The sequence below is a fragment of the Streptomyces sp. NPDC058469 genome (assembly GCF_042721125.1).
GTDB lineage: Bacteria > Actinomycetota > Actinomycetes > Streptomycetales > Streptomycetaceae > Streptomyces.
Window position 1 is genome coordinate 26,617 of sequence record NZ_JBHXME010000094.1, and the last position, 15,659, is coordinate 42,275.

The following is a 15,659-nucleotide window of genomic DNA, read 5'->3' on the forward strand; positions in this document are numbered from 1 at the left end:
TCCTTCAGCGGAGGACGGCGACGCCGAGCGCCGCGCAGGTGAGGATGAAGGCGCAGGTGCCGGTGACGGGGGGCACGGTGCGGATGTCGACCAGGGCGAGGCCGAGCAGGGCGGCGAGGGCCGCGAGCGCGAAGAACACGGCGAGCCACACGGCTCAGCCCGCGCGGTGCAACGGCGACGGCCGGGCGGGCAGCTCGGCGAGGCCGGGCTCGTGCTTCTCGATCTCGGCGCGCAGGACCCCGCGCAGCGTCGAGGCGCCCGGGGCGGTGAGGTTGGAGGCCTCCAGCGCGGCACGCATCTCGCCCGTAGTGGGCCGGAACCCTTCGTCGTACAGCGGCCGGAGGATGGCGCACCGTGGGTCGCTGTAGCGGATGGCTGGCCGCTGCGGCTCGATGGCCGGCCGCTCCGGTCGCTGTTCCTCGTCGACCGGGGGCAGCTCGGGTGCCTGCTCCGGCTTCGGCGGCATGGCCTGCTGCTCGACGCGCTCGACGGTGACGACGGGCGTGGCCTGCGTCGTCTCGCTCCGGGTGCCGAACCAGACGTGCAGCTGCCGCATGAGCGCACCGAACGCGAACAGGGCGGCGACCGGGGGGACGGCGGCGACGACGTACTGAAGCGCGGGCTTGTCGGTGCCGACTCCGGCGACGTTGAGGCCGATGGAGCCGAGGGCACCGATCGCGGTGAGGCAGATCGCCCACCAGTCCACGGTGCGCAGGTAGGAGGCGCGGAGGATGAGCAGCTCTCCGGCGAGGTAGAAGAGGTCGAGGACGGCGGGCCAGGCCCACGCCCTCGCGGGGTCGATGCCGAGGCCGTTGTGTGCGGCGACGTCGTGGAGGTGGTGGTAGCTGAGCCAGAAGGCGATGCCGGTGATGGCGGTGATCAACGTGGCGGCGCCGATGGCGAGGCCGAGCCCGCTCGTAGCGTCGGGCGTGGGCGGTGTGGTTGGCTTCTGCTCAGCCATGGAGGTGTCATCTCCTGTGGTCAGAGCCCCGTTCGGTGTTAGCGCACCTGCGGGGCTCGTTCGTTGTGGGGCGTCGTCACCCCGTCGTCGTGTCGGGTAGCCGACACCGTGAAGGGTAGCCGACACCAGCGTCTATGTGCAGACCTACGCTCGCGCGGGGAGGTGACGGGTATGTCCGACGAGGTGGACGAGGCGCGCGAGGCTGCGGATGCGGTGCTCGCCGCTGTGAAGGTGGCGTTGCGCGGGCTGGAGGCGATCCCGGATGCGGCCGTGCGGGCGCGCGCTGCTGGCCTGGTGTTGCGGGAGTGGGCGGGCGAGAAGACGTTGCCTGCGGAGATTCGGCGGCAGGCGGTCGACACGCTGCACGAGGGTGGGATGGACTTCCCGGAGATCGGCGCGGCGATCGGTACGGACAGGTCGCGGGCGTGGCGGATCTGGAAGGGCTTGCCGTAGACGACGACGCCCCGTCTGCCGCCGTCGTCGTGACGGGGCGACGGGGCGTTGACGTGCGTCAGCCGTCGAAGCCGGGCGGCTCGGTCCGGTAGTTCTCCTCGGACTGGTTGATGCCCTCGCAGTAGCAGAGTGGCGAGTTGGGGTCGTCGTGCTGCGGGCACTCCTCGTGGTGGTCCGAGGCGGTCGTCTCGTCGGTGTCGGGCATGGTCGGTGCCTCCTGGTTGGTGGTGAGTTGGGACGGTAGCGGTCGGCGCTGACAGCGGGTCAGTGCTCGTTGCCGATGATGCGCGGGTCGGTGTGCTGGTCGACGATGTCCGGCCGCTCCGTGGTGGGCTGCTCGGGGCCGTCGAGGGCGGCGCGCAGCCGGTCGTGAACGTGGACTAGCCCGGGATGGTTGTGGCGGGCCCACTTCACTGCGGCGCGCACGCGCTCGATGGCGGCCCCCCGCTCCCGTGCCACAGCCTCGGCCTTCGCCACCGTGTCGATCATCTCGTCGACCACGCTGACGTCGCCGCCCTCCTCCTCCAGCATGCTGCGGGTGAGGCGTAGCTCCCGCTTCGTCTCGCGCCACTGCCGGTTGCGCATGCGGAGTTGGGCCCACAGGTTTTGGACCTGGGTGGGGTCGCCGCCCGCCGCACGCAGGCCGGACCGCAGCGTGCGTAGGTCCCGCTCGGCGGACTCAGCGCGGTGGACCGCGTCGGCCACTAGGTCCGCGTTGTGGTTGGCGTCCTCCTCGGCGCGCTGGAGTGCGGGCACGAGGGTCTGCACGTGCCGCTTGTTCCCGGCCGCCACGGCGCGCGCGGTGTCGGCCTCCCGCATCTCCGTCTCGACGTGCAGGCGCAGCAGAGACGCCTCGTCGGCGCTGAGTCCGGTCCGTTGAGCGCGGGACAGCAGCACCAGCAGGGAGTCACGGCGGGTGCTGCGCAGCGCGTCGTCGTCGGCTGCGCGGGCGTGCTGCACCTGCGCGTCGATGAACTCGCCCACCATCCCGGCCAACTCCTGCTTCTCCTCGGCGAGCTGCTTGCTGAGGGGATGCCAGTGGGCGACCTTCACCGTGCTGTCGGCCAGTGGGTAGACGGCCACGGTGTCGGACCAGTGGTAGCCCTGCTCGTCGATGTGGTCGCCGTGGTGCTGCCCGGCACGGATGCAGTCGCGGGCGCCTGAGGCGTGGCCGTGGTGCTGCGCGCTGCACGTCGTCGCGGGCGTCGTCGGCCCGTCGTCGGTCTCTCGCGCCGGGGGAAGCGTGTGGCCCAGTTCGCAGCGTGTGTGACCGGGCTCTCGGGGGCCGAGGTTGTAGCAGCCGCAGTCGCCTGATCCCGACGCAACACCTTCGACGACGGGCGTCGTCAGGGCGTCGGCGATGCGTCGGACCTGCGTCGTCAACGCTTCGGCGGCACGGACGACGGCCTTCGCATCAGGGCTCGGCTGGCTCATCGCTGCACACCACCCATCGCGGTCTTCATCGCACTCATCAGCCAGACGAGGGCGACCTGCTCGGCGGCCGTCGGCGACCACCCGCGCTTCTCCAGCTCGGCGCGCATGCCGTCGGCGGTGTCGAACACGGGGGCCAACGACTCGTTCATGGCGAGGAGCCCGTTCGTCATCTCGTGGCGCAGGCGCGCCATCTCCTCGGGGGGCGGCGTGGTCACAGGGTCTGGTCCTTTCGGGTGCAGGTGGCGGGATCGTGCTCCGTGCCGGCGGTCGCCCACCACGTCTCGCAGCAGGAGGCAGCGGCCACAGCGATACGGACGGCGTCTTCATCGGCGTGAACACGGGCGAGGGCGCGGTTGTCGGCGTCGGAGCGGGCGAGGAGGTGGCGGTACTCGTCGAGGAGCCACGACACGTGGACGATGGCGAGGGCTGCGCCTATGGAGGCGGCGGCGAAGAACGCCGTGTAGCCCCACGCTTCGGCTTGGTAGCTGACGAGGGCGCAGCGGAACAGGCCGACCGCGAGGATGGCGTAGAGCACGCTGAGGGTGTAGCTGGTGCGTCTCATGGGCTGACCTCGATCAGGGGCAGCGGGGTGTGGGCGGCGATGGCACCGTGCAGCTGGCGCAGGCGGGCGAACGCCTTGTCGTCACGGATGCTGAGGCGGCGGCGGGCGGTGACGCTGAGGCGTCCCCAGCAGGACGGGCACGCGTACTGGCCGGTGCGGCGGGTGTTGGGGCAGGAGGGGCAGCGCAGTGTCATCGGTGCTCCGGGTGGCGGTGGTCGTGGATGGCGGAGGCGACGGCGAGGAGGAGGCAGAGGGCGCCGAGGGCGAGGCAGGCGAGCCCGGCCATGAGGAGGAGGCCGGGGCCTGCGGGCAGCGGGTTCACGGCTGCGTCTCGCTGGGCCGGACGGGGCAGTCGGGGGCGTGGTCCATGGAGATCCACGGCTCTGCGATGTAGTCGCAGGTGCAGCGCGACAGCTCGGCGACGGTGCGGGGACCGGTCTCGTCGGCCCACCCGCGCACCTTCGTGGCGGCAGCCCGCTGGTAGATGCGGGTGAAGCCTTCCTTCTGGCCCTGTTCGGCGTCGGTGGCGAGGCGGTCGGCGGTCTCGCGCAGTACGGCGGCGCGGGTCTCGCCGCTGCGTTCGTTGGCGCGGACGGCGGCCTCGAAGCGTTCGATGGCGTCGATGAATCCGACGACGAACATGAAGGGCTGGAGGGCTGCGCGGGCGTTGTCCAGTTCGGACACGGTTGTCTCCTTGGTGGTGGTGTGTCAGCTGGCGATGGCGAGGCTCTGTGCGCCCACGTGCGCCCCTCGCGGGGCTTCGATGACCTCCCGGGCGTCCCACGCGCCACGCGCCCGCTCAGCGGCCTCACGCTTCTTGCCGCGCTGCTCCTGCGACCGACGCGCCTGCGCGGCCTTGCACGGCACACACGCCTCCTCGCCCAACCGGCGGTGCATCCAGTAGCCGCGCCTTGTCCCGCCGGCCGCGTGCGCCTCAGCCAGCAGGCGACGCCGGTTGTCTCCCACGGCCTCGTCGTGCGCGGCCTGGCACTCCGGGCACACCTGCTCCTTGCGGCGCTTGTGGATCTGGTACGCCCGATCAGTGCCGCAGCCCATCGCGCGGGCCTCGAAGTCCACCCCGCCCCAGATGCCGTACCGCTCCTCGTTGGCGAGTGCGTGTTGCTGGCAGGCGAGCAGCAGCGGGCAGCCGTGGCACTGGCGGGCGGCGTACTGGCGCTCGGTCGGGTCGTTGCTGAAGAACTCGGCGGTGAGGGTGCGGCAGGGGAGGTTCGGGGTGGTGGCGGTGAGGTCAAACAGGCTGGTCATGGCGTGTCTCCCCGGGGGTTGGTCGTGGGGCGGTTGGTCGGCGGTGCAGGTCAGGCGTTGTGGTGTTCGTCGTGCGGCTCGTCGGGGAACTCGGCGTTGAGGTGGTCAACGTCGGCTTGCGCGACGGCCAGTTCGGCGGCGGTGAGGGGCTGCTGTGTCTCGCGGGGGTCGTACGGCCAGGCCGTGTCCCGGGTCCCCCAGGGGGCGACGTGGCTGCCTCGGTGTCCCATGGCCCGGGTGCAGCGGGTGTCGGTGGCTGGCGGGTAGAAGGCGCCGCAGGCGGGGATGCGGGCGCCGGTGGCGATCCAGTCGGCGATGTTGGCCCAGCTCCCGTCGTGGGCCTTGATGACGAACTCACCGAAGGCGGCACGGAAGGCGTCTGCGAGGGCGAGACGCTCGGTGGTGTTCGGGTCGGTGGTCATGCGCTGTGCCTCTCTCGGTTGGTGGTGGCGAGGTGGGGTTCGCAGCGGGCGTGCACGGTGCGGTCGGGGCGTCGGGGGTCGGGCATGATCCGGCGGTCGCAGACGGGGCAGATCGGCCACGTGGTGTGGTCGTTGGGGTTGGGTTCGTGGGCTCCGGTTTGATCACGTGAGCCGTCTACTAGGTGAGGTTGGGAAACAAACTCAGCCCCGTCATGGGAACCCCATGGGTAACCCCCTGGGGTGTACGGGGGGCGGTCCCCCGAACCGTTCGGGGGGCGGTCCCCCGTTCTCGTTCGGGGGGCGGTCCCCCGTTCTGACTTCTGTTCAGGGCCCGGAAGTTCAGGGGGCGGTCCCCCGTTCTCGCCGTCTTCCAGTTCGGGGGACCGCCCCCCGTTCTCCTCGGTCCACGGAGCCGCCTTCCGCTCGGCCTCCCGACGCTGCCGGGCCTCCTCGCGCTCCTGCTTCACGCCCTCCAGATAGGCGACCGCAGCGGCCCATTCCGGGAACGGCGTCGGCATGATCACGTACAGGGCGGTGCGGCCCCGGCGGCGCTCTCCAGCGACCTTCACGACCCCGGCACGGATCGCTGCCTCCAGCCGGTCGCGGGCATCCTTCTCATCCGCCCCGGCCGCCCGCGCGATGGCCTTGATGGTCATCGGCTTGCGGTCGGCGAACCGGAGTTCCCCCGATGCGCTGGCCATCGAGCGGAGCGCGTAGAGCAGCGTGTGCACGTGCGCGCGCTTCAACGCGGACGGCATGCTGGGCACCCACTTCCAGGCGAGGGCGTTCCCGAACGCGTTCGGGACGCTCCCGCTGGCGGGGGCCTGCTCGTCAGTGCTCAACTCAGGGCTTCTCTCGGTGCAGTTGGGCCAGTGGCCGCGCGGGTGGGTCAGCGGTCGGCGGCGGGTCTGGCCGCGAGCTTGGCCAGCTCGGTGATGACCGCGCGGATGGTGGCCGTGGTGTGCCGGTGCGGGTACTTCGCGACGTGCTGCGCGATCGACGTCCACGCAGTGGTCATGTCGGGTGCGGCGAGGCGGTCCACGGCCTTCTGGAGGCACGTCACAGCGCCGTCCTCGTCCTCGGCGTGCAGCCAGCCGAAGGGCACGAGCTTGACCATGAGGCCGTTGCGCTCGTAGCCGCAGCCGTCGCACAGTCCCGCGTCGGGGTCGTGCAGTACTTCGCCCGTCCATGTGGTCGCCGGGGTGGCGTCGAACTCGGGAAGACTGAGTGTGATTTGCAAGGGGTCCCCCTGGTCAGGTGTGTTGCGGAAGCGTTCCGGCAAGACCCGCCCGGGGTGCCGGCAGTGCTGGCCCCGGGCGGTGCGGGTCACCTCACGAACTCGTCGCGGTTCGCCTGCTCCTTGCGCCGCTTGTGCTCCGTGAGTTGGCCCTCGGTGGGCTTGCTCGCGGCCATCTCGGCGAGCGCGTCAGCGGGGCGCATCGGGCCCCGGCCCACCTCGTCGAACGTGCCGTCGATCTGGCGGCCGCGGTACATGGCGCGGCGGGCCTCGACGAGGGCGTGCGCGTCCTCGTCGGTGCGGGCGACCTCGCAGCCGGTGACGCGCAACTTGACCTGCGGGGGCTTGTCCTCGCCCTCGGCGTGGCCGGTGTAGCTCTTGCTCGTCAGCTCGACGAGGGCGTACACGACGGTGCCGGGCTTCTCGAACAGGCCGCGTCGCTGCTCGCGGGTGAGGCTGGCTTCGACGAGTCCGGCGGCCGAGTCGAGCTTGACCTCGGGGTTGTCGGCGGGTGTCAGCTTCGGCATGTGCTGTGCCTTTCCGTGTGGGTGGTACGGGGTTGGGGGCCCGGTCCCGCCGTGGGGGTCGGCGGGACCGGGTGACGGCCGCGGGCGTGGGGGACGCCCCGGGGGCGCGGCCGTCGCGGTGGTGGTCAGAGAGAGTTAGCGATGACCTGCGCGAGGCCTTCGATGAGGGCGCGGCGCACGTCGTCGTCCAGGTCGGGAGCGAAGGCGAAGTGGATGCGCGCGATGGGCTTCTCGCTGGCGCCCACGGTCAGCACGGAGCCGCTCGGTTCCATGCCGTCCGCGCCGAGGTCGACCGCCCACTTGGATACGTCGGCCGCGCTGCTCAGCAGGTCGTCGATTCCGCGCTGCGCCGCGTCGAAGTCGCCTTCGCCGAGCTGGTCCCACTGCAAGGCGCCACGGCTGGCGATCTTGTGGCCTTCCATCCGCTCGCCGATGCCGGAGAAGTCCGGGTCCTCGGTCGCGGCCTTGTGCTGGCGTGCGGCCTCAACACGGAGGTCGTCGGGGGTGTACGCGTGGTCGGTCATCGTGATCCGTTCTGGTGGTAGGCCTCAGCCGCATCAGCGACCTGCTGAGCGAGGGCTTCTTCAGCGCACGTCTTGTGCGCGTGCTTGCCGTGGGAGTCGCGGAGTTGGGTGGGGACGTCGCAGTACCGGCAGGGGCGCGGGCCGTCGTAGTCCCAGTGCGTCGAGGCGTTCCAGTTGAGGAGCGTCCCGGGCACGTACTCCGGCTCAGCCTTCGGCGGGGCGCGGCGGCGCTGGCGGCCGGTCACTCGGGCGTCCCGAAGATCCCGGCGTACAAGGCGTTGACGCGCTTCTCCCGCACACGGTCGGCCCGGTCCTCGTGGTGGCCCGGCTTAGTGCAGTGCTCTCGCCCGCAGGACGGCAGGGCGTAGCCCTCGGGGTCCCGGCCGTTGGCAATGTGAAAGGCGATCCGGTACGCGGTGTGCAGCTGGCCACCGTGACGCAGGATCGGAGTGCCGGCCGACGTGTGCCCGGTCCACTCCATGTGACCGTCGTCCGTCGGCTTCACGCGCCGCCAGAACAGATCTTCCGGGGTGGCTGCGGGCTTCCGGCCGGGCTTGGCCTTCGGTAGGCCGAGGGCTACGCGGGCAGCAGAGACGCCCTTGGCGTCCACGTGCAGTTCCCGCGCGATGGTGCGGTCAGGCAGGCCCGCGTGGAGCAGTTCGGCGACGTCGGCGCGGACCTTCACGAGTGCACCGCCCCGTAGCCGAGCGGGTCTTCGCCGGGCTCCAACCCGCTGATGACGAGGACCAGTTGCCCGCCCTTCACGACCTTGCCGAGGCGCATGTCCGGGCCGACGACCCGCGTGTGGTCGTCGTCGTCGAACAGGCCCGCGTCGACCAGGCCGTCGACTGCGGCCTTGAAGCTGCCGTACCAGTTGGCCGGGTCGCGGCGGCGGCCGTACGTGGACGGGCAGAGCACGCCGAGGATGTGCCCGCGGTCGAACAGAGGGCCCGGCTTGGCGGCGGCGAGTGCGTCCACGAGGGACGGGCACTCGCTCACGGCCTCGACGGCGGCGGTGCGGATCTTCGCGGTCAGCTTGCTCCGCTCCCGCTGATGCATCCGCTGGTTGGAGTTGATCAGGTCGAGGCCCGCGGGGAGGGGGATGACGAACGGTCCGGGCCGGGGCCCGGCCGCCGTGGTGGCGGCCGGAACCTCGGGATCGAACAGAGTCGGCGCGCTCACTCCGCACCGCCCGGCGGCGTCGGGTCGACGGTCACCGTGCGGCACGTCCAGCACTGCCGGCCGCCGAGACGCAGGAACGCGTGCAGCGTCTCCCGCTCCTCGGCCGGGCACCACGCCATGTCGTTGACGAGGGACTCGGTGGGCCGCATCAACACGCGCAGCGGGACAGTGTAGTCGGGGCACGGCGTGTGGGCGGTGCCCTTGCGGCGGTGGCCGGGGCCGGTCTGCACGATGCGGCGCAGACGCGCGAGCGGGCTCACGACGACGCCCCCGGCTGACGCGCGGACGGCCACTGCTGCCGCTCCCCAGTGGGCGCGTGCTCTTCGGTCGACGGCGGCTGCTCGTCGTGCTGCTGCCGGATTTCCGTGACGGTGACGCGCTGCGGCGGGAACTCCTCGTCGATCGTGATCTCACCGCGACGAATGGACTCGGAGATGATGGAGAGCTGGCCGAGGTCGAGGTTCGTCCACTTCTCGGACTTGCGGCCGGACCGGTTCTCTTCGAGCTGTTCGACGGTGACGCCGAGACCTTCGAAGTGGACGATGCAGTCGGCGACGCGCTGCGCGAGCGGCTTGTCTCCCTGCCCGTTCTCCAGCGTGTTCGTGGCGATCGTCTTCGCCTGCTCCCGGAACCAGTCCGGCAGCACACTGAAGATCATCTCTCGCAACCGGCGAGCGCCGTTGTTCGAGTTGTTCTCGTAGACGTCCCGCGGGTCTTCAAGCCGCGTCGAGCCGTCCGTCTTTGTCCACCGCGAGTGCGGCACGATGAATGTGGTCGACGCGCGCTCGTTGGTCTCCAGGTCCCACGCCCACGCCTGCATCTCGGACTCGCCGTTGGCGTCGTCGCGGCGCAACTCGTGGACTCCGTAGTGGATGTTCGTCCAGCAGCGGGCGAGTTCCTTGGCGAACTGGATCGTCTCGCCGGACACGTTCGACTTGCCGCGGCTGAAGCGGAAGAACGAGCGGACGGCGAGGGTGTGTTGTGCGAAGCCCGTGCGCATCTTCTGGACGGCGAGGGCTTCGTTGCGGGGGAACTGCCGGGCGACGACGACGGCTGCTTGTACCTCGGCGACCGCGCGGCTCTGCTCGACGGCCGTGCCCTGCCCGACGAACGCCGGAGCGGGTGCCGGGGAGGGGGCGAACTGCTGCTCTGCGGGGTAGTTCACAGGTACTCCAGGGAGTCGCGGGTCTCGGCCCAGCCGGGCAGGGAGAGGGGCACCACGTCGTCGCTGTAGCCGGGCCAGTAGCCGGTGGCGGTGCAGCGGGCGAAGGTCTCCAAGGCGCGCCGGTTGCGGGCGGCGCCGATGCGGCGTGCGGTCGCGTTGACCTCGACGACGGTGATGACGTAGGGGGCCGTCTTCTCTTGGCAGACGAAGACGAACGCGGCGTCTTCATCCGCGATGCCGAGAGCCTTGGCGGCGGACCGGTACGTGTCGTCCTGCTGGTGGTAGCCGTACTCGTCGATGTCCTTCGCGAGCTTCTCCGGGTCCGCCGACCTGCACGTCTTGTAGTCGGGGATGATCAGTCGACCCGTGCGCGGGTTGGGCAACCAGTCCAGGCGGGCCCGCCGCATCACACCCGTGCGGTCGTCGCGCCAGAACAGGGACTGCTCTGGGGTGCCGTGCTCAGGGTCGAATAGCAGGCTCGCGAAGGGGTGGCGGCGCAGTGCGTCCGCCATGTCGTGGACCTGCTGGTGCTCGGCGGCCTTCAGCGGGATTGCCCCCGCCGCGCGCGCCTCGGCGACCTCGGCCTTCGCTGCCTTGGTGTCCCACCGCTCGTGGTCCACGATGCGCAACGCCGGGCCGTTGCCGAGCACCAGCTTGTGGGCGGCGTTGCCGATGTCCCACACCTTCTTGGGCTGCTGCGGCTGGGTCTGCTGGTACCGGAAGATCGCCGGGCACGAGGGCGGCAGAAGCTTCCGCGCACCGCTCGACGACAGGGCGTACCGGTGGGAGTGGTACGTATCGTTGTCCATGTCGTAGATGCCGGGCTCGGTGATGGGGGCCGGGCCGGCGGCCGAGGTGGTGGCCTCGGCCTGCACGGTGGTCGTCATCGGGCGTCTCCCGTTGGGGTGTAGTAGCGGCGCGGCGTGCCGTCGCCATGGCGGTTGAGGTGGCCGTCGCGGTGCAGCGCGGCGAGGTAGCGGCGGGCGGCCATGCGCAGGACATGCGTGCCGAGGAGCCGGTGCCACGTGTGCCTGATGCGGCCGGTGGTCCACTCGCCGCCCTCCGCCCGGATCGCCTCCAGGAGCAACTTCCGGGAGCCGCGCGCCGGGTGGGCAGGGCTGGGGTCGCTGCCGAGCTGGTAGAAGCGAGCACCGCGGTGCTCGGCCGGTACCAGGTAGGCGCGCCGGGCCAGGTCCCGCAGGTCACGACGTGCGGTGTTCCTACCGGCCGTGGCCCACTCGCCTGACTTGGCGTAGATGTTCAGTGCTCGCTTGGTGGTGACAGGGCCGCCACCGAAGCGCCGGATGGCGGCGAGGAGGTACTCGCGGCGGATGGTGGTCTCGGCCATCAGGCGTCACCGCCTCGGCGCTTCAGCGTGTAGAAGCGGCCGTCTCCGGCGCCGTGCTGGTGCAGGTGGCCACGGCGGTGCAGCTCGGCCAAGTCCCGCCGGGCGGTGCCGCGTTGCGTCGTCCCGCCGTGCTTGCGGCGGAGTTCCTGCAAGGCGCCGGTGGACCACTTGCCGCCGTGGGTGCGGATGGTGTCGAGGAGCTGCGCGAGCCGGGCCTCGTAGCGGTCGACCTTGTCGGGGGTGGCGTCGGCCGCGGGGCGGCTGCTCTTCCCCTCGGCCTCGGCGTACGCTCCGGCCGCGTCAATGTCGTGCTCGACGATCAGCTGCCGCACCTGCGCCATGTCGCCGTGCTCGGCAGTCACGCGGATCACGTCCACGAGGCCGCGCAGCATGGCCAACTCGCCGTCGTACGCCTGCTCGTCACGGGCGCTCATCGGTGGCCTCGCATCCAGCGACCCAGCAGCGTCGGCAGGTCGAACAGCGAGTAGAGGAAGAACACCGACCAGACGACGGCAGCCCAGAAGATTCCCTCGGTGGCGCTCATCGGCTGTCACCACCGGACGGGATGCGGACGGCCCACACGACGCAGGCGACGGCGAACACGGCGGGGACGGCGAGGAGAACGATCACGACGCACCACCCAGCCCGCCGAGCGCGGTCAGCGTCTGGCAAGGCCACTGCTCGGCGTCGTGCTGGCAGTGCTCGCTGTCCGGGTACTTCACGTGCAGTGCACGCGCCGCCTGAACCTGCTGGTCCTGCCCGGCGAGCAGCGCACGCAGCTTCCGCACCTGCGGACGGACGTCGTCCGTGTCGGCCTTGTCGGTCAGCGCGAACGCGATCGGGTCCTCATCGACCGAGTGGTCCGACGCCGCGAACCGCGCCCGCAGGCCAGCCAGTTCGGCCGCGGTCTCCGGCGTCATCAGCATGCCCGCCGAGTCCAACGCGAGCGCGATGCCAGCCGCCGTCCTGTTCTGTGTCAGCGCCGCGTTGATTACGCCCGCCGCCGAGTTGATCAGCTTCGTGTTCACGCGGCGACCTGCGCGGGGGTCTCGCTGGCCTGCTTCGGCTCGTCGTCCTCCACGGGCACAGCCACCCCGTGGCCCGTCACCTCAACCACAACGCCGTGGAAGGAACCCTGCGCCTTCAACCACGCGTTCCCGCTGCTGTTGCTCTTCAGTTCCACGTCCGAGGCGGCGATCCCCAGAGCAACGCGCCACACCTCGAAGTCCTGCACGGACTCCATCTGCATGCACAGTTCCACGGGGCTGGAACCGAACTGGCGGTGCATCCGCAGGTATCCGCCGGGCAGGTGGCCGAAGGCGGCGATCAGGGCAACGAGCGCCTCGGCGGCGGGGAGCTGCGCGCTGACCGGGCTGAGGACTGGGGTGATGCGTTCGATAGTCTCGGTGGTCATCGGTGACCTCTCGTTTCTGTGGTTGGTAGAGGCGCCGGTCAGGGGGTCGCTCAGGCCGGGAAGTCGGAGCGGCCCTCAGGCGCGTTTCGGGGTGGGGGTCAGGCGGTGCGCTGCGCGGGGATCGGCGCAGCCTCGGGCTGAGCGGCCATCCACGTACGGACGGCGTCCAGGTCGAAGCGGCGGCCCCGGAACGACGTCGGTTCCACGGGGCACCCCTTCTTCACCCACTCGTTGACCGTCCAGTTCGAGACCCCGTAACGGGCCATGAGCTGCGCGGTGTTCAGAAGCGGGGACAGTCCGGTGGGGCGGAGCGTCTCGGAGCGCTCAGCGAGGGTCTGAGTCGCCATAGGGGTTCACCTTTCCACTGTGTCAGTAGAAACTGAGGGCATGTCGAAGTGCCGTTGGAGGGGTTCCCCGAGCGCCGTGGTGACGAGCCACGCCGTACGGAGCCGGCACTTGTCGGCCGCTGTCTTGCCGCGGCCGGTGACCTTGATGACGGTCGAGAGACTGACGCCCTGCCCGCGGATGTCGACCGCCTTGGTCTTGGCGGCGAGGTCGGCTTGGGTGAGCCCGGAGCGCAGCATTGCGTCTCTGAGTGGCTTGCCCTTGCCCTTGCGGATCAGGTCGGTCATGTGTGCCTCGCGCCAGTTGGGGACTGCGTGACGCCCTGCGGCGTCGTTGACACATTTCTACTGTGTCAGTGTCGGTGAGGTCAAGTGAGTTGGCGTGAGTTTCGGTGAGTGTGGCAGTAATCGAAACCGTGTTCTATCGTGGGGGCATATGACACGGGCGACGGCGCGTGACGGGGAGGTCGCGCGCCGCGTACGGAACGCGCCATGCTTCTACTTTCACTTGCAAAAGTAGAAGATCAACATGCACTCTTAGCACGTGGCAGACCAGGATCGCACCGAAGATCTGGCGCAGCTTCTCGCGCGATTGATGATCGAGTACGACGTCAACGCGAGCGAGATCGGGCGCCGCATCGGTGTCGCCGCGTCCACGGTCAGCAGTTGGAAGAACCGCACCAGGGCCGGGAAACGGGGTATCCGCCCCGCAACGATCGACGCCCTGGCGCGCGAGTTCCCCAAGTTCACCCGCGACGAGATCGCCGCAGCCGCAGGCCGTGAATCCCCCGGACCCCTCGACTCCGACGCGGACGCCCGCATCCTGCGCCTGTACCACGGGCTGACCGAGGATCAGCGACGCATGAAGGAGATCGAGATGGTCGCCCTCAACGAGGCGAACCGCACCGGACAGTAGAGGGCGCGTGCAACCATTCCGAGCCGTCGCGAGTCTCCGCTAAACGGACTCGCTCACTCTCAGTGAGTCTCGGTCAACAACATGTTCAACAGTGGTCGATTTTCCCACCACTTGGGGGTACGGTCGGACAGACGTACCGGTGCTCCCCCATCGGAAACAGGCCTACAAACCTGCAACTCCGGGGGTATGCATGTGCGTTCGTGTTCAATTCGCTCCGCCCGACAGCCGCCCAGCCTTCGATGCCGACGCGCGCGTGATCATCATCCCGGGCCAGCTCTCCCCCGCACACACAGTCACCCTCGTGCGAGCCATTCTTCGTGAACTCGTCGTGCCACAACCCGAGTTGGGTGCACGCTGCTGGTGTGGGGAGAGCGTCGACCTGCTCCCCCACGTACCTCACCAGCGAAGGAGCGAGCAGGTGGTGAAGCATGGGGCGTAGGGCCTCGAACAACCCGCGGCAGATCCGGTCAAAGGTCTGTGGCTGCCAGGAATGCATGGAGACCTACCCGCCTGGCGACAAGTACGCAGCCCGTACACGCCGTCGCGACTGCATCGGGCCGTGGCAGGCCCGCTACCGCGACCCGTCCGGGAAGCAGAAGTCGAAGAACTACCCGATCAGCGAGGGCGGCAAGCGCGCGGCCGAAGCGTTCCTCGACGACGTACGGTCCCGGGTCCGCCGGCGCGAGTACGGCGACCCGAAGCGCGGTCAGATCACGGTGGCTCAGTGGTGGGCCATGTGGTGGCCGGCGCAGCCTAAGAAGGCGGTCGCGACCGTCAACCGGAAGGAGTCCAGCTGGCGGGTGCACATCGAGCCGAAGTGGGGTGACTGGCGGTTGTGCGACCTGGAGTACATCGCCCTCCAGCAGTGGCTCACGTCCGAGGTGGTGGGCTACCACACGCGTCGGAAGGTGCTGGAACTGCTGAACCAGATGCTCCGCTCGGCCGTGAAGGACGGGAAGCGAATCCCGTTCAACCCGGCCGCCGAGGTGGAATTGGATGCGGCGCCGAAGAAGGACCCCGAGGACACCCGGCCGCCGACGCGCGAGCAGTGCCGTCTCCTGCGCGAGCGCATCCCTTGGACCTACCGGCCGCTCGTCGTCTTCCTTGAGGAGACGGGCCTGCGGTGGGGTGAGGCAACTGGTCTGCGGTGGGCTCACGTTGACCTGGAGGGTGAGCACCTCAAAGTGAAGGAAGTGCTCAGCGACGACAAGGGGAAGCTCTTCCGGAAGGCTGCGCCCAAGTCGGTGGCCGGGTTCCGCACGGTCCCGCTCACGCCTGAGGCCATCGAGGCGGTTCGAACGATGGCCGCGCGGTTCAAACCGACCGACGTGGTCTCACCGCTCGGGGATGGCCGCACCTTGCACGAGGAAGAACTCGTGTTCCGCGGGCCCAATGGGGGCGCGATGAGCCGGCACAACTTCCGGCGCATGTGGATCCCGGCCATTCAGGCTTCGGGCCTGGCCAGAGAGGTGAGGAACGAGGAGACGGGCCGTACGGAGTGGTGGCCCCGGGTGCACGATCTGCGGCACGTGTTCGCTACCCGGCTGAAGGATCTGGGCATCCCGGAGAAGGACGTGCAGACCGTCATGGGCCACGACCGCGGGTCGAAGGTGACGTGGCTGTACCAGCACAGTGCGGAGGATGTGGCCGCTCAGGTGCTGACTGCGATGGTCCCGCCGAAGGACCGTGTTCGAATGCTGAGGGCGGTGTAGGGGGCGGAGTCCACACGGAGTCCACAACACCCCCTCATTGATCCTCATTGATACTCACTAAGACTTGACTTTGCTGGTCAGCCCTCTGCCGATTGAGGCTCACCGAGGTTCATTCAGCCTCACCGATCCTCATGATCGCTTTACGTTTTCTCCTAAAGCCGGTGTCGCAGGTTCGAATCCTGCCGAGGGCAC

Annotated in this window: 30 protein-coding genes; 3 read left to right on the forward strand and 27 right to left on the reverse strand. The window is 69.8% G+C overall.

The genetic code is table 11. From position 1 onward, the window contains the following. Positions 1 to 4: 4 nt before the first annotated feature. The gene (locus ACFWP5_RS32490; protein ID WP_384164611.1) at positions 5 to 151 is read right to left on the reverse strand and encodes a hypothetical protein; all 147 of its coding nucleotides are present in this window, start codon (positions 149 to 151) and stop codon (positions 5 to 7) included. Positions 152 to 154: 3 nt separating this feature from the next. Further along, the gene (locus tag ACFWP5_RS32495; RefSeq protein ID WP_384164614.1) at positions 155 to 961 is read right to left on the reverse strand and encodes a DUF2637 domain-containing protein; all 807 of its coding nucleotides are present in this window, start codon (positions 959 to 961) and stop codon (positions 155 to 157) included. A gap of 171 nt (positions 962 to 1,132) precedes the next feature. Here ACFWP5_RS32495 and ACFWP5_RS32500 point away from each other — a divergent pair, with 171 nt between their 5' ends. Further along, positions 1,133 to 1,414 carry a hypothetical protein gene (locus tag ACFWP5_RS32500; RefSeq protein WP_384164617.1) on the forward strand — a complete coding sequence of 94 codons (282 nt, stop codon included), beginning with the start codon at positions 1,133 to 1,135 and terminating at the stop codon, positions 1,412 to 1,414. 58 nt (positions 1,415 to 1,472) lie between these two features. Here ACFWP5_RS32500 and ACFWP5_RS32505 read toward each other — a convergent pair whose 3' ends face one another. The 25 genes from ACFWP5_RS32505 to ACFWP5_RS32625 all read right to left on the reverse strand — a co-directional run bounded on the left by ACFWP5_RS32505 (position 1,473) and on the right by ACFWP5_RS32625 (position 13,127). Further along, a complete protein-coding gene (locus ACFWP5_RS32505; protein ID WP_384164620.1) occupies positions 1,473 to 1,619 on the reverse strand; it encodes a hypothetical protein in 147 nt (48 codons plus the stop codon). Positions 1,620 to 1,678: 59 nt separating this feature from the next. Next, positions 1,679 to 2,848, reverse strand: a complete 1,170-nt coding sequence (locus tag ACFWP5_RS32510) for a hypothetical protein (protein ID WP_384164623.1) — start codon at positions 2,846 to 2,848, stop codon at positions 1,679 to 1,681. Continuing rightward, the gene (locus tag ACFWP5_RS32515) at positions 2,845 to 3,063 is read right to left on the reverse strand and encodes a hypothetical protein (RefSeq protein ID WP_384164626.1); all 219 of its coding nucleotides are present in this window, start codon (positions 3,061 to 3,063) and stop codon (positions 2,845 to 2,847) included. Before ACFWP5_RS32515 ends, ACFWP5_RS32510 begins: the two co-directional genes overlap by 4 nt. Beyond that, the gene (locus tag ACFWP5_RS32520; RefSeq protein ID WP_384164629.1) at positions 3,060 to 3,410 is read right to left on the reverse strand and encodes a hypothetical protein; all 351 of its coding nucleotides are present in this window, start codon (positions 3,408 to 3,410) and stop codon (positions 3,060 to 3,062) included. Before ACFWP5_RS32520 ends, ACFWP5_RS32515 begins: the two co-directional genes overlap by 4 nt. Next, entirely contained in the window at positions 3,407 to 3,604 is a 198-nt protein-coding gene (locus ACFWP5_RS32525; RefSeq protein WP_384164632.1) for a hypothetical protein, read from the reverse strand. The genes ACFWP5_RS32520 and ACFWP5_RS32525 overlap by 4 nt, the downstream gene beginning before the upstream one ends. Further along, a complete protein-coding gene (locus ACFWP5_RS32530; RefSeq protein WP_384164635.1) occupies positions 3,601 to 3,732 on the reverse strand; it encodes a hypothetical protein in 132 nt (43 codons plus the stop codon). Before ACFWP5_RS32530 ends, ACFWP5_RS32525 begins: the two co-directional genes overlap by 4 nt. Further along, a complete protein-coding gene (locus ACFWP5_RS32535) occupies positions 3,729 to 4,094 on the reverse strand; it encodes a hypothetical protein (protein WP_384164638.1) in 366 nt (121 codons plus the stop codon). Before ACFWP5_RS32535 ends, ACFWP5_RS32530 begins: the two co-directional genes overlap by 4 nt. A 24-nt stretch (positions 4,095 to 4,118) precedes the next feature. Then, a complete protein-coding gene (locus tag ACFWP5_RS32540; RefSeq protein ID WP_384164641.1) occupies positions 4,119 to 4,676 on the reverse strand; it encodes a WhiB family transcriptional regulator in 558 nt (185 codons plus the stop codon). A gap of 50 nt (positions 4,677 to 4,726) precedes the next feature. Continuing rightward, positions 4,727 to 5,098, reverse strand: coding sequence for a hypothetical protein (locus ACFWP5_RS32545; protein WP_384164644.1), 372 nt, complete (start codon positions 5,096 to 5,098; stop codon positions 4,727 to 4,729). Beyond that, on the reverse strand, positions 5,095 to 5,940 hold the full coding sequence (locus tag ACFWP5_RS32550) for a hypothetical protein (protein WP_384164647.1): 846 nt from the start codon (positions 5,938 to 5,940) through the stop codon (positions 5,095 to 5,097). The genes ACFWP5_RS32545 and ACFWP5_RS32550 overlap by 4 nt, the downstream gene beginning before the upstream one ends. Before the next feature lie 47 nt (positions 5,941 to 5,987). Next, positions 5,988 to 6,338 carry a hypothetical protein gene (locus ACFWP5_RS32555; RefSeq protein ID WP_384164650.1) on the reverse strand — a complete coding sequence of 117 codons (351 nt, stop codon included), beginning with the start codon at positions 6,336 to 6,338 and terminating at the stop codon, positions 5,988 to 5,990. Positions 6,339 to 6,424: 86 nt separating this feature from the next. Continuing rightward, complete coding sequence (locus ACFWP5_RS32560; protein WP_384164653.1) at positions 6,425 to 6,862, reverse strand: hypothetical protein; 438 nt, start codon at positions 6,860 to 6,862, stop codon at positions 6,425 to 6,427. A gap of 125 nt (positions 6,863 to 6,987) precedes the next feature. After that, positions 6,988 to 7,386, reverse strand: a complete 399-nt coding sequence (locus ACFWP5_RS32565; RefSeq protein WP_384164656.1) for a hypothetical protein — start codon at positions 7,384 to 7,386, stop codon at positions 6,988 to 6,990. Continuing rightward, complete coding sequence (locus ACFWP5_RS32570; protein WP_384164659.1) at positions 7,383 to 7,631, reverse strand: hypothetical protein; 249 nt, start codon at positions 7,629 to 7,631, stop codon at positions 7,383 to 7,385. The genes ACFWP5_RS32565 and ACFWP5_RS32570 overlap by 4 nt, the downstream gene beginning before the upstream one ends. Further along, positions 7,628 to 8,071, reverse strand: a complete 444-nt coding sequence (locus tag ACFWP5_RS32575) for a hypothetical protein (RefSeq protein ID WP_384164662.1) — start codon at positions 8,069 to 8,071, stop codon at positions 7,628 to 7,630. Before ACFWP5_RS32575 ends, ACFWP5_RS32570 begins: the two co-directional genes overlap by 4 nt. Then, positions 8,068 to 8,568 (reverse strand): hypothetical protein, encoded by a 501-nt coding sequence (locus ACFWP5_RS32580; RefSeq protein ID WP_384164665.1) that lies wholly within the window; start codon positions 8,566 to 8,568, stop codon positions 8,068 to 8,070. The genes ACFWP5_RS32575 and ACFWP5_RS32580 overlap by 4 nt, the downstream gene beginning before the upstream one ends. Continuing rightward, the gene (locus tag ACFWP5_RS32585; RefSeq protein ID WP_384164668.1) at positions 8,565 to 8,828 is read right to left on the reverse strand and encodes a hypothetical protein; all 264 of its coding nucleotides are present in this window, start codon (positions 8,826 to 8,828) and stop codon (positions 8,565 to 8,567) included. Before ACFWP5_RS32585 ends, ACFWP5_RS32580 begins: the two co-directional genes overlap by 4 nt. Next, positions 8,825 to 9,733, reverse strand: a complete 909-nt coding sequence (locus ACFWP5_RS32590; RefSeq protein ID WP_384164670.1) for a hypothetical protein — start codon at positions 9,731 to 9,733, stop codon at positions 8,825 to 8,827. Before ACFWP5_RS32590 ends, ACFWP5_RS32585 begins: the two co-directional genes overlap by 4 nt. Then, on the reverse strand, positions 9,730 to 10,620 hold the full coding sequence (locus ACFWP5_RS32595) for a PD-(D/E)XK nuclease-like domain-containing protein (RefSeq protein ID WP_384164672.1): 891 nt from the start codon (positions 10,618 to 10,620) through the stop codon (positions 9,730 to 9,732). Before ACFWP5_RS32595 ends, ACFWP5_RS32590 begins: the two co-directional genes overlap by 4 nt. Then, positions 10,617 to 11,081 (reverse strand): hypothetical protein, encoded by a 465-nt coding sequence (locus tag ACFWP5_RS32600; RefSeq protein WP_384164674.1) that lies wholly within the window; start codon positions 11,079 to 11,081, stop codon positions 10,617 to 10,619. The genes ACFWP5_RS32595 and ACFWP5_RS32600 overlap by 4 nt, the downstream gene beginning before the upstream one ends. After that, positions 11,081 to 11,515 (reverse strand): hypothetical protein, encoded by a 435-nt coding sequence (locus ACFWP5_RS32605; RefSeq protein WP_384164677.1) that lies wholly within the window; start codon positions 11,513 to 11,515, stop codon positions 11,081 to 11,083. The genes ACFWP5_RS32600 and ACFWP5_RS32605 overlap by 1 nt, the downstream gene beginning before the upstream one ends. 192 nt (positions 11,516 to 11,707) lie before the next feature. Further along, on the reverse strand, positions 11,708 to 12,109 hold the full coding sequence (locus tag ACFWP5_RS32610; protein ID WP_384164680.1) for a hypothetical protein: 402 nt from the start codon (positions 12,107 to 12,109) through the stop codon (positions 11,708 to 11,710). Then, positions 12,106 to 12,495, reverse strand: coding sequence for a hypothetical protein (locus tag ACFWP5_RS32615; protein WP_384164683.1), 390 nt, complete (start codon positions 12,493 to 12,495; stop codon positions 12,106 to 12,108). Before ACFWP5_RS32615 ends, ACFWP5_RS32610 begins: the two co-directional genes overlap by 4 nt. Positions 12,496 to 12,593: 98 nt before the next feature. Next, positions 12,594 to 12,842 carry a helix-turn-helix transcriptional regulator gene (locus ACFWP5_RS32620; protein WP_384164686.1) on the reverse strand — a complete coding sequence of 83 codons (249 nt, stop codon included), beginning with the start codon at positions 12,840 to 12,842 and terminating at the stop codon, positions 12,594 to 12,596. 6 nt (positions 12,843 to 12,848) lie between these two features. Continuing rightward, positions 12,849 to 13,127 (reverse strand): XRE family transcriptional regulator, encoded by a 279-nt coding sequence (locus ACFWP5_RS32625; protein WP_384164689.1) that lies wholly within the window; start codon positions 13,125 to 13,127, stop codon positions 12,849 to 12,851. A gap of 256 nt (positions 13,128 to 13,383) precedes the next feature. On the opposite strand from ACFWP5_RS32625, the gene ACFWP5_RS32630 reads away from it, so the two are divergent. Both ACFWP5_RS32630 and ACFWP5_RS32635 read left to right on the forward strand, forming a co-directional pair. Further along, positions 13,384 to 13,755 carry a helix-turn-helix domain-containing protein gene (locus ACFWP5_RS32630; RefSeq protein ID WP_384164692.1) on the forward strand — a complete coding sequence of 124 codons (372 nt, stop codon included), beginning with the start codon at positions 13,384 to 13,386 and terminating at the stop codon, positions 13,753 to 13,755. Between the two features lie 494 nt (positions 13,756 to 14,249). Further along, positions 14,250 to 15,467: a tyrosine-type recombinase/integrase gene (locus tag ACFWP5_RS32635; RefSeq protein ID WP_384164694.1), complete on the forward strand. Its 1,218-nt coding sequence runs from the start codon at positions 14,250 to 14,252 to the stop codon at positions 15,465 to 15,467. Positions 15,468 to 15,659: the final 192 nt, after the last annotated feature.

What these genes read in the sequence shown, in the direction of transcription:
- ACFWP5_RS32495 (WP_384164614.1), bottom strand. Translation starts at nt 961, where the DNA reads ATGGCTGAGCAGAAGCCAACCACACCGCCCACGCCCGACGCTACGAGC.
- ACFWP5_RS32500 (WP_384164617.1), top strand. Translation starts at nt 1,133, where the DNA reads ATGTCCGACGAGGTGGACGAGGCGCGCGAGGCTGCGGATGCGGTGCTC.
- ACFWP5_RS32505 (WP_384164620.1), bottom strand. Translation starts at nt 1,619, where the DNA reads ATGCCCGACACCGACGAGACGACCGCCTCGGACCACCACGAGGAGTGC.
- ACFWP5_RS32510 (WP_384164623.1), bottom strand. Translation starts at nt 2,848, where the DNA reads ATGAGCCAGCCGAGCCCTGATGCGAAGGCCGTCGTCCGTGCCGCCGAA.
- ACFWP5_RS32520 (WP_384164629.1), bottom strand. Translation starts at nt 3,410, where the DNA reads ATGAGACGCACCAGCTACACCCTCAGCGTGCTCTACGCCATCCTCGCG.
- ACFWP5_RS32525 (WP_384164632.1), bottom strand. Translation starts at nt 3,604, where the DNA reads ATGACACTGCGCTGCCCCTCCTGCCCCAACACCCGCCGCACCGGCCAG.
- ACFWP5_RS32540 (WP_384164641.1), bottom strand. Translation starts at nt 4,676, where the DNA reads ATGACCAGCCTGTTTGACCTCACCGCCACCACCCCGAACCTCCCCTGC.
- ACFWP5_RS32545 (WP_384164644.1), bottom strand. Translation starts at nt 5,098, where the DNA reads ATGACCACCGACCCGAACACCACCGAGCGTCTCGCCCTCGCAGACGCC.
- ACFWP5_RS32560 (WP_384164653.1), bottom strand. Translation starts at nt 6,862, where the DNA reads ATGCCGAAGCTGACACCCGCCGACAACCCCGAGGTCAAGCTCGACTCG.
- ACFWP5_RS32565 (WP_384164656.1), bottom strand. Translation starts at nt 7,386, where the DNA reads ATGACCGACCACGCGTACACCCCCGACGACCTCCGTGTTGAGGCCGCA.
- ACFWP5_RS32595 (WP_384164672.1), bottom strand. Translation starts at nt 10,620, where the DNA reads ATGACGACCACCGTGCAGGCCGAGGCCACCACCTCGGCCGCCGGCCCG.
- ACFWP5_RS32600 (WP_384164674.1), bottom strand. Translation starts at nt 11,081, where the DNA reads ATGGCCGAGACCACCATCCGCCGCGAGTACCTCCTCGCCGCCATCCGG.
- ACFWP5_RS32605 (WP_384164677.1), bottom strand. Translation starts at nt 11,515, where the DNA reads ATGAGCGCCCGTGACGAGCAGGCGTACGACGGCGAGTTGGCCATGCTG.
- ACFWP5_RS32615 (WP_384164683.1), bottom strand. Translation starts at nt 12,495, where the DNA reads ATGACCACCGAGACTATCGAACGCATCACCCCAGTCCTCAGCCCGGTC.
- ACFWP5_RS32620 (WP_384164686.1), bottom strand. Translation starts at nt 12,842, where the DNA reads ATGGCGACTCAGACCCTCGCTGAGCGCTCCGAGACGCTCCGCCCCACC.
- ACFWP5_RS32625 (WP_384164689.1), bottom strand. Translation starts at nt 13,127, where the DNA reads ATGACCGACCTGATCCGCAAGGGCAAGGGCAAGCCACTCAGAGACGCA.
- ACFWP5_RS32635 (WP_384164694.1), top strand. Translation starts at nt 14,250, where the DNA reads ATGGAGACCTACCCGCCTGGCGACAAGTACGCAGCCCGTACACGCCGT.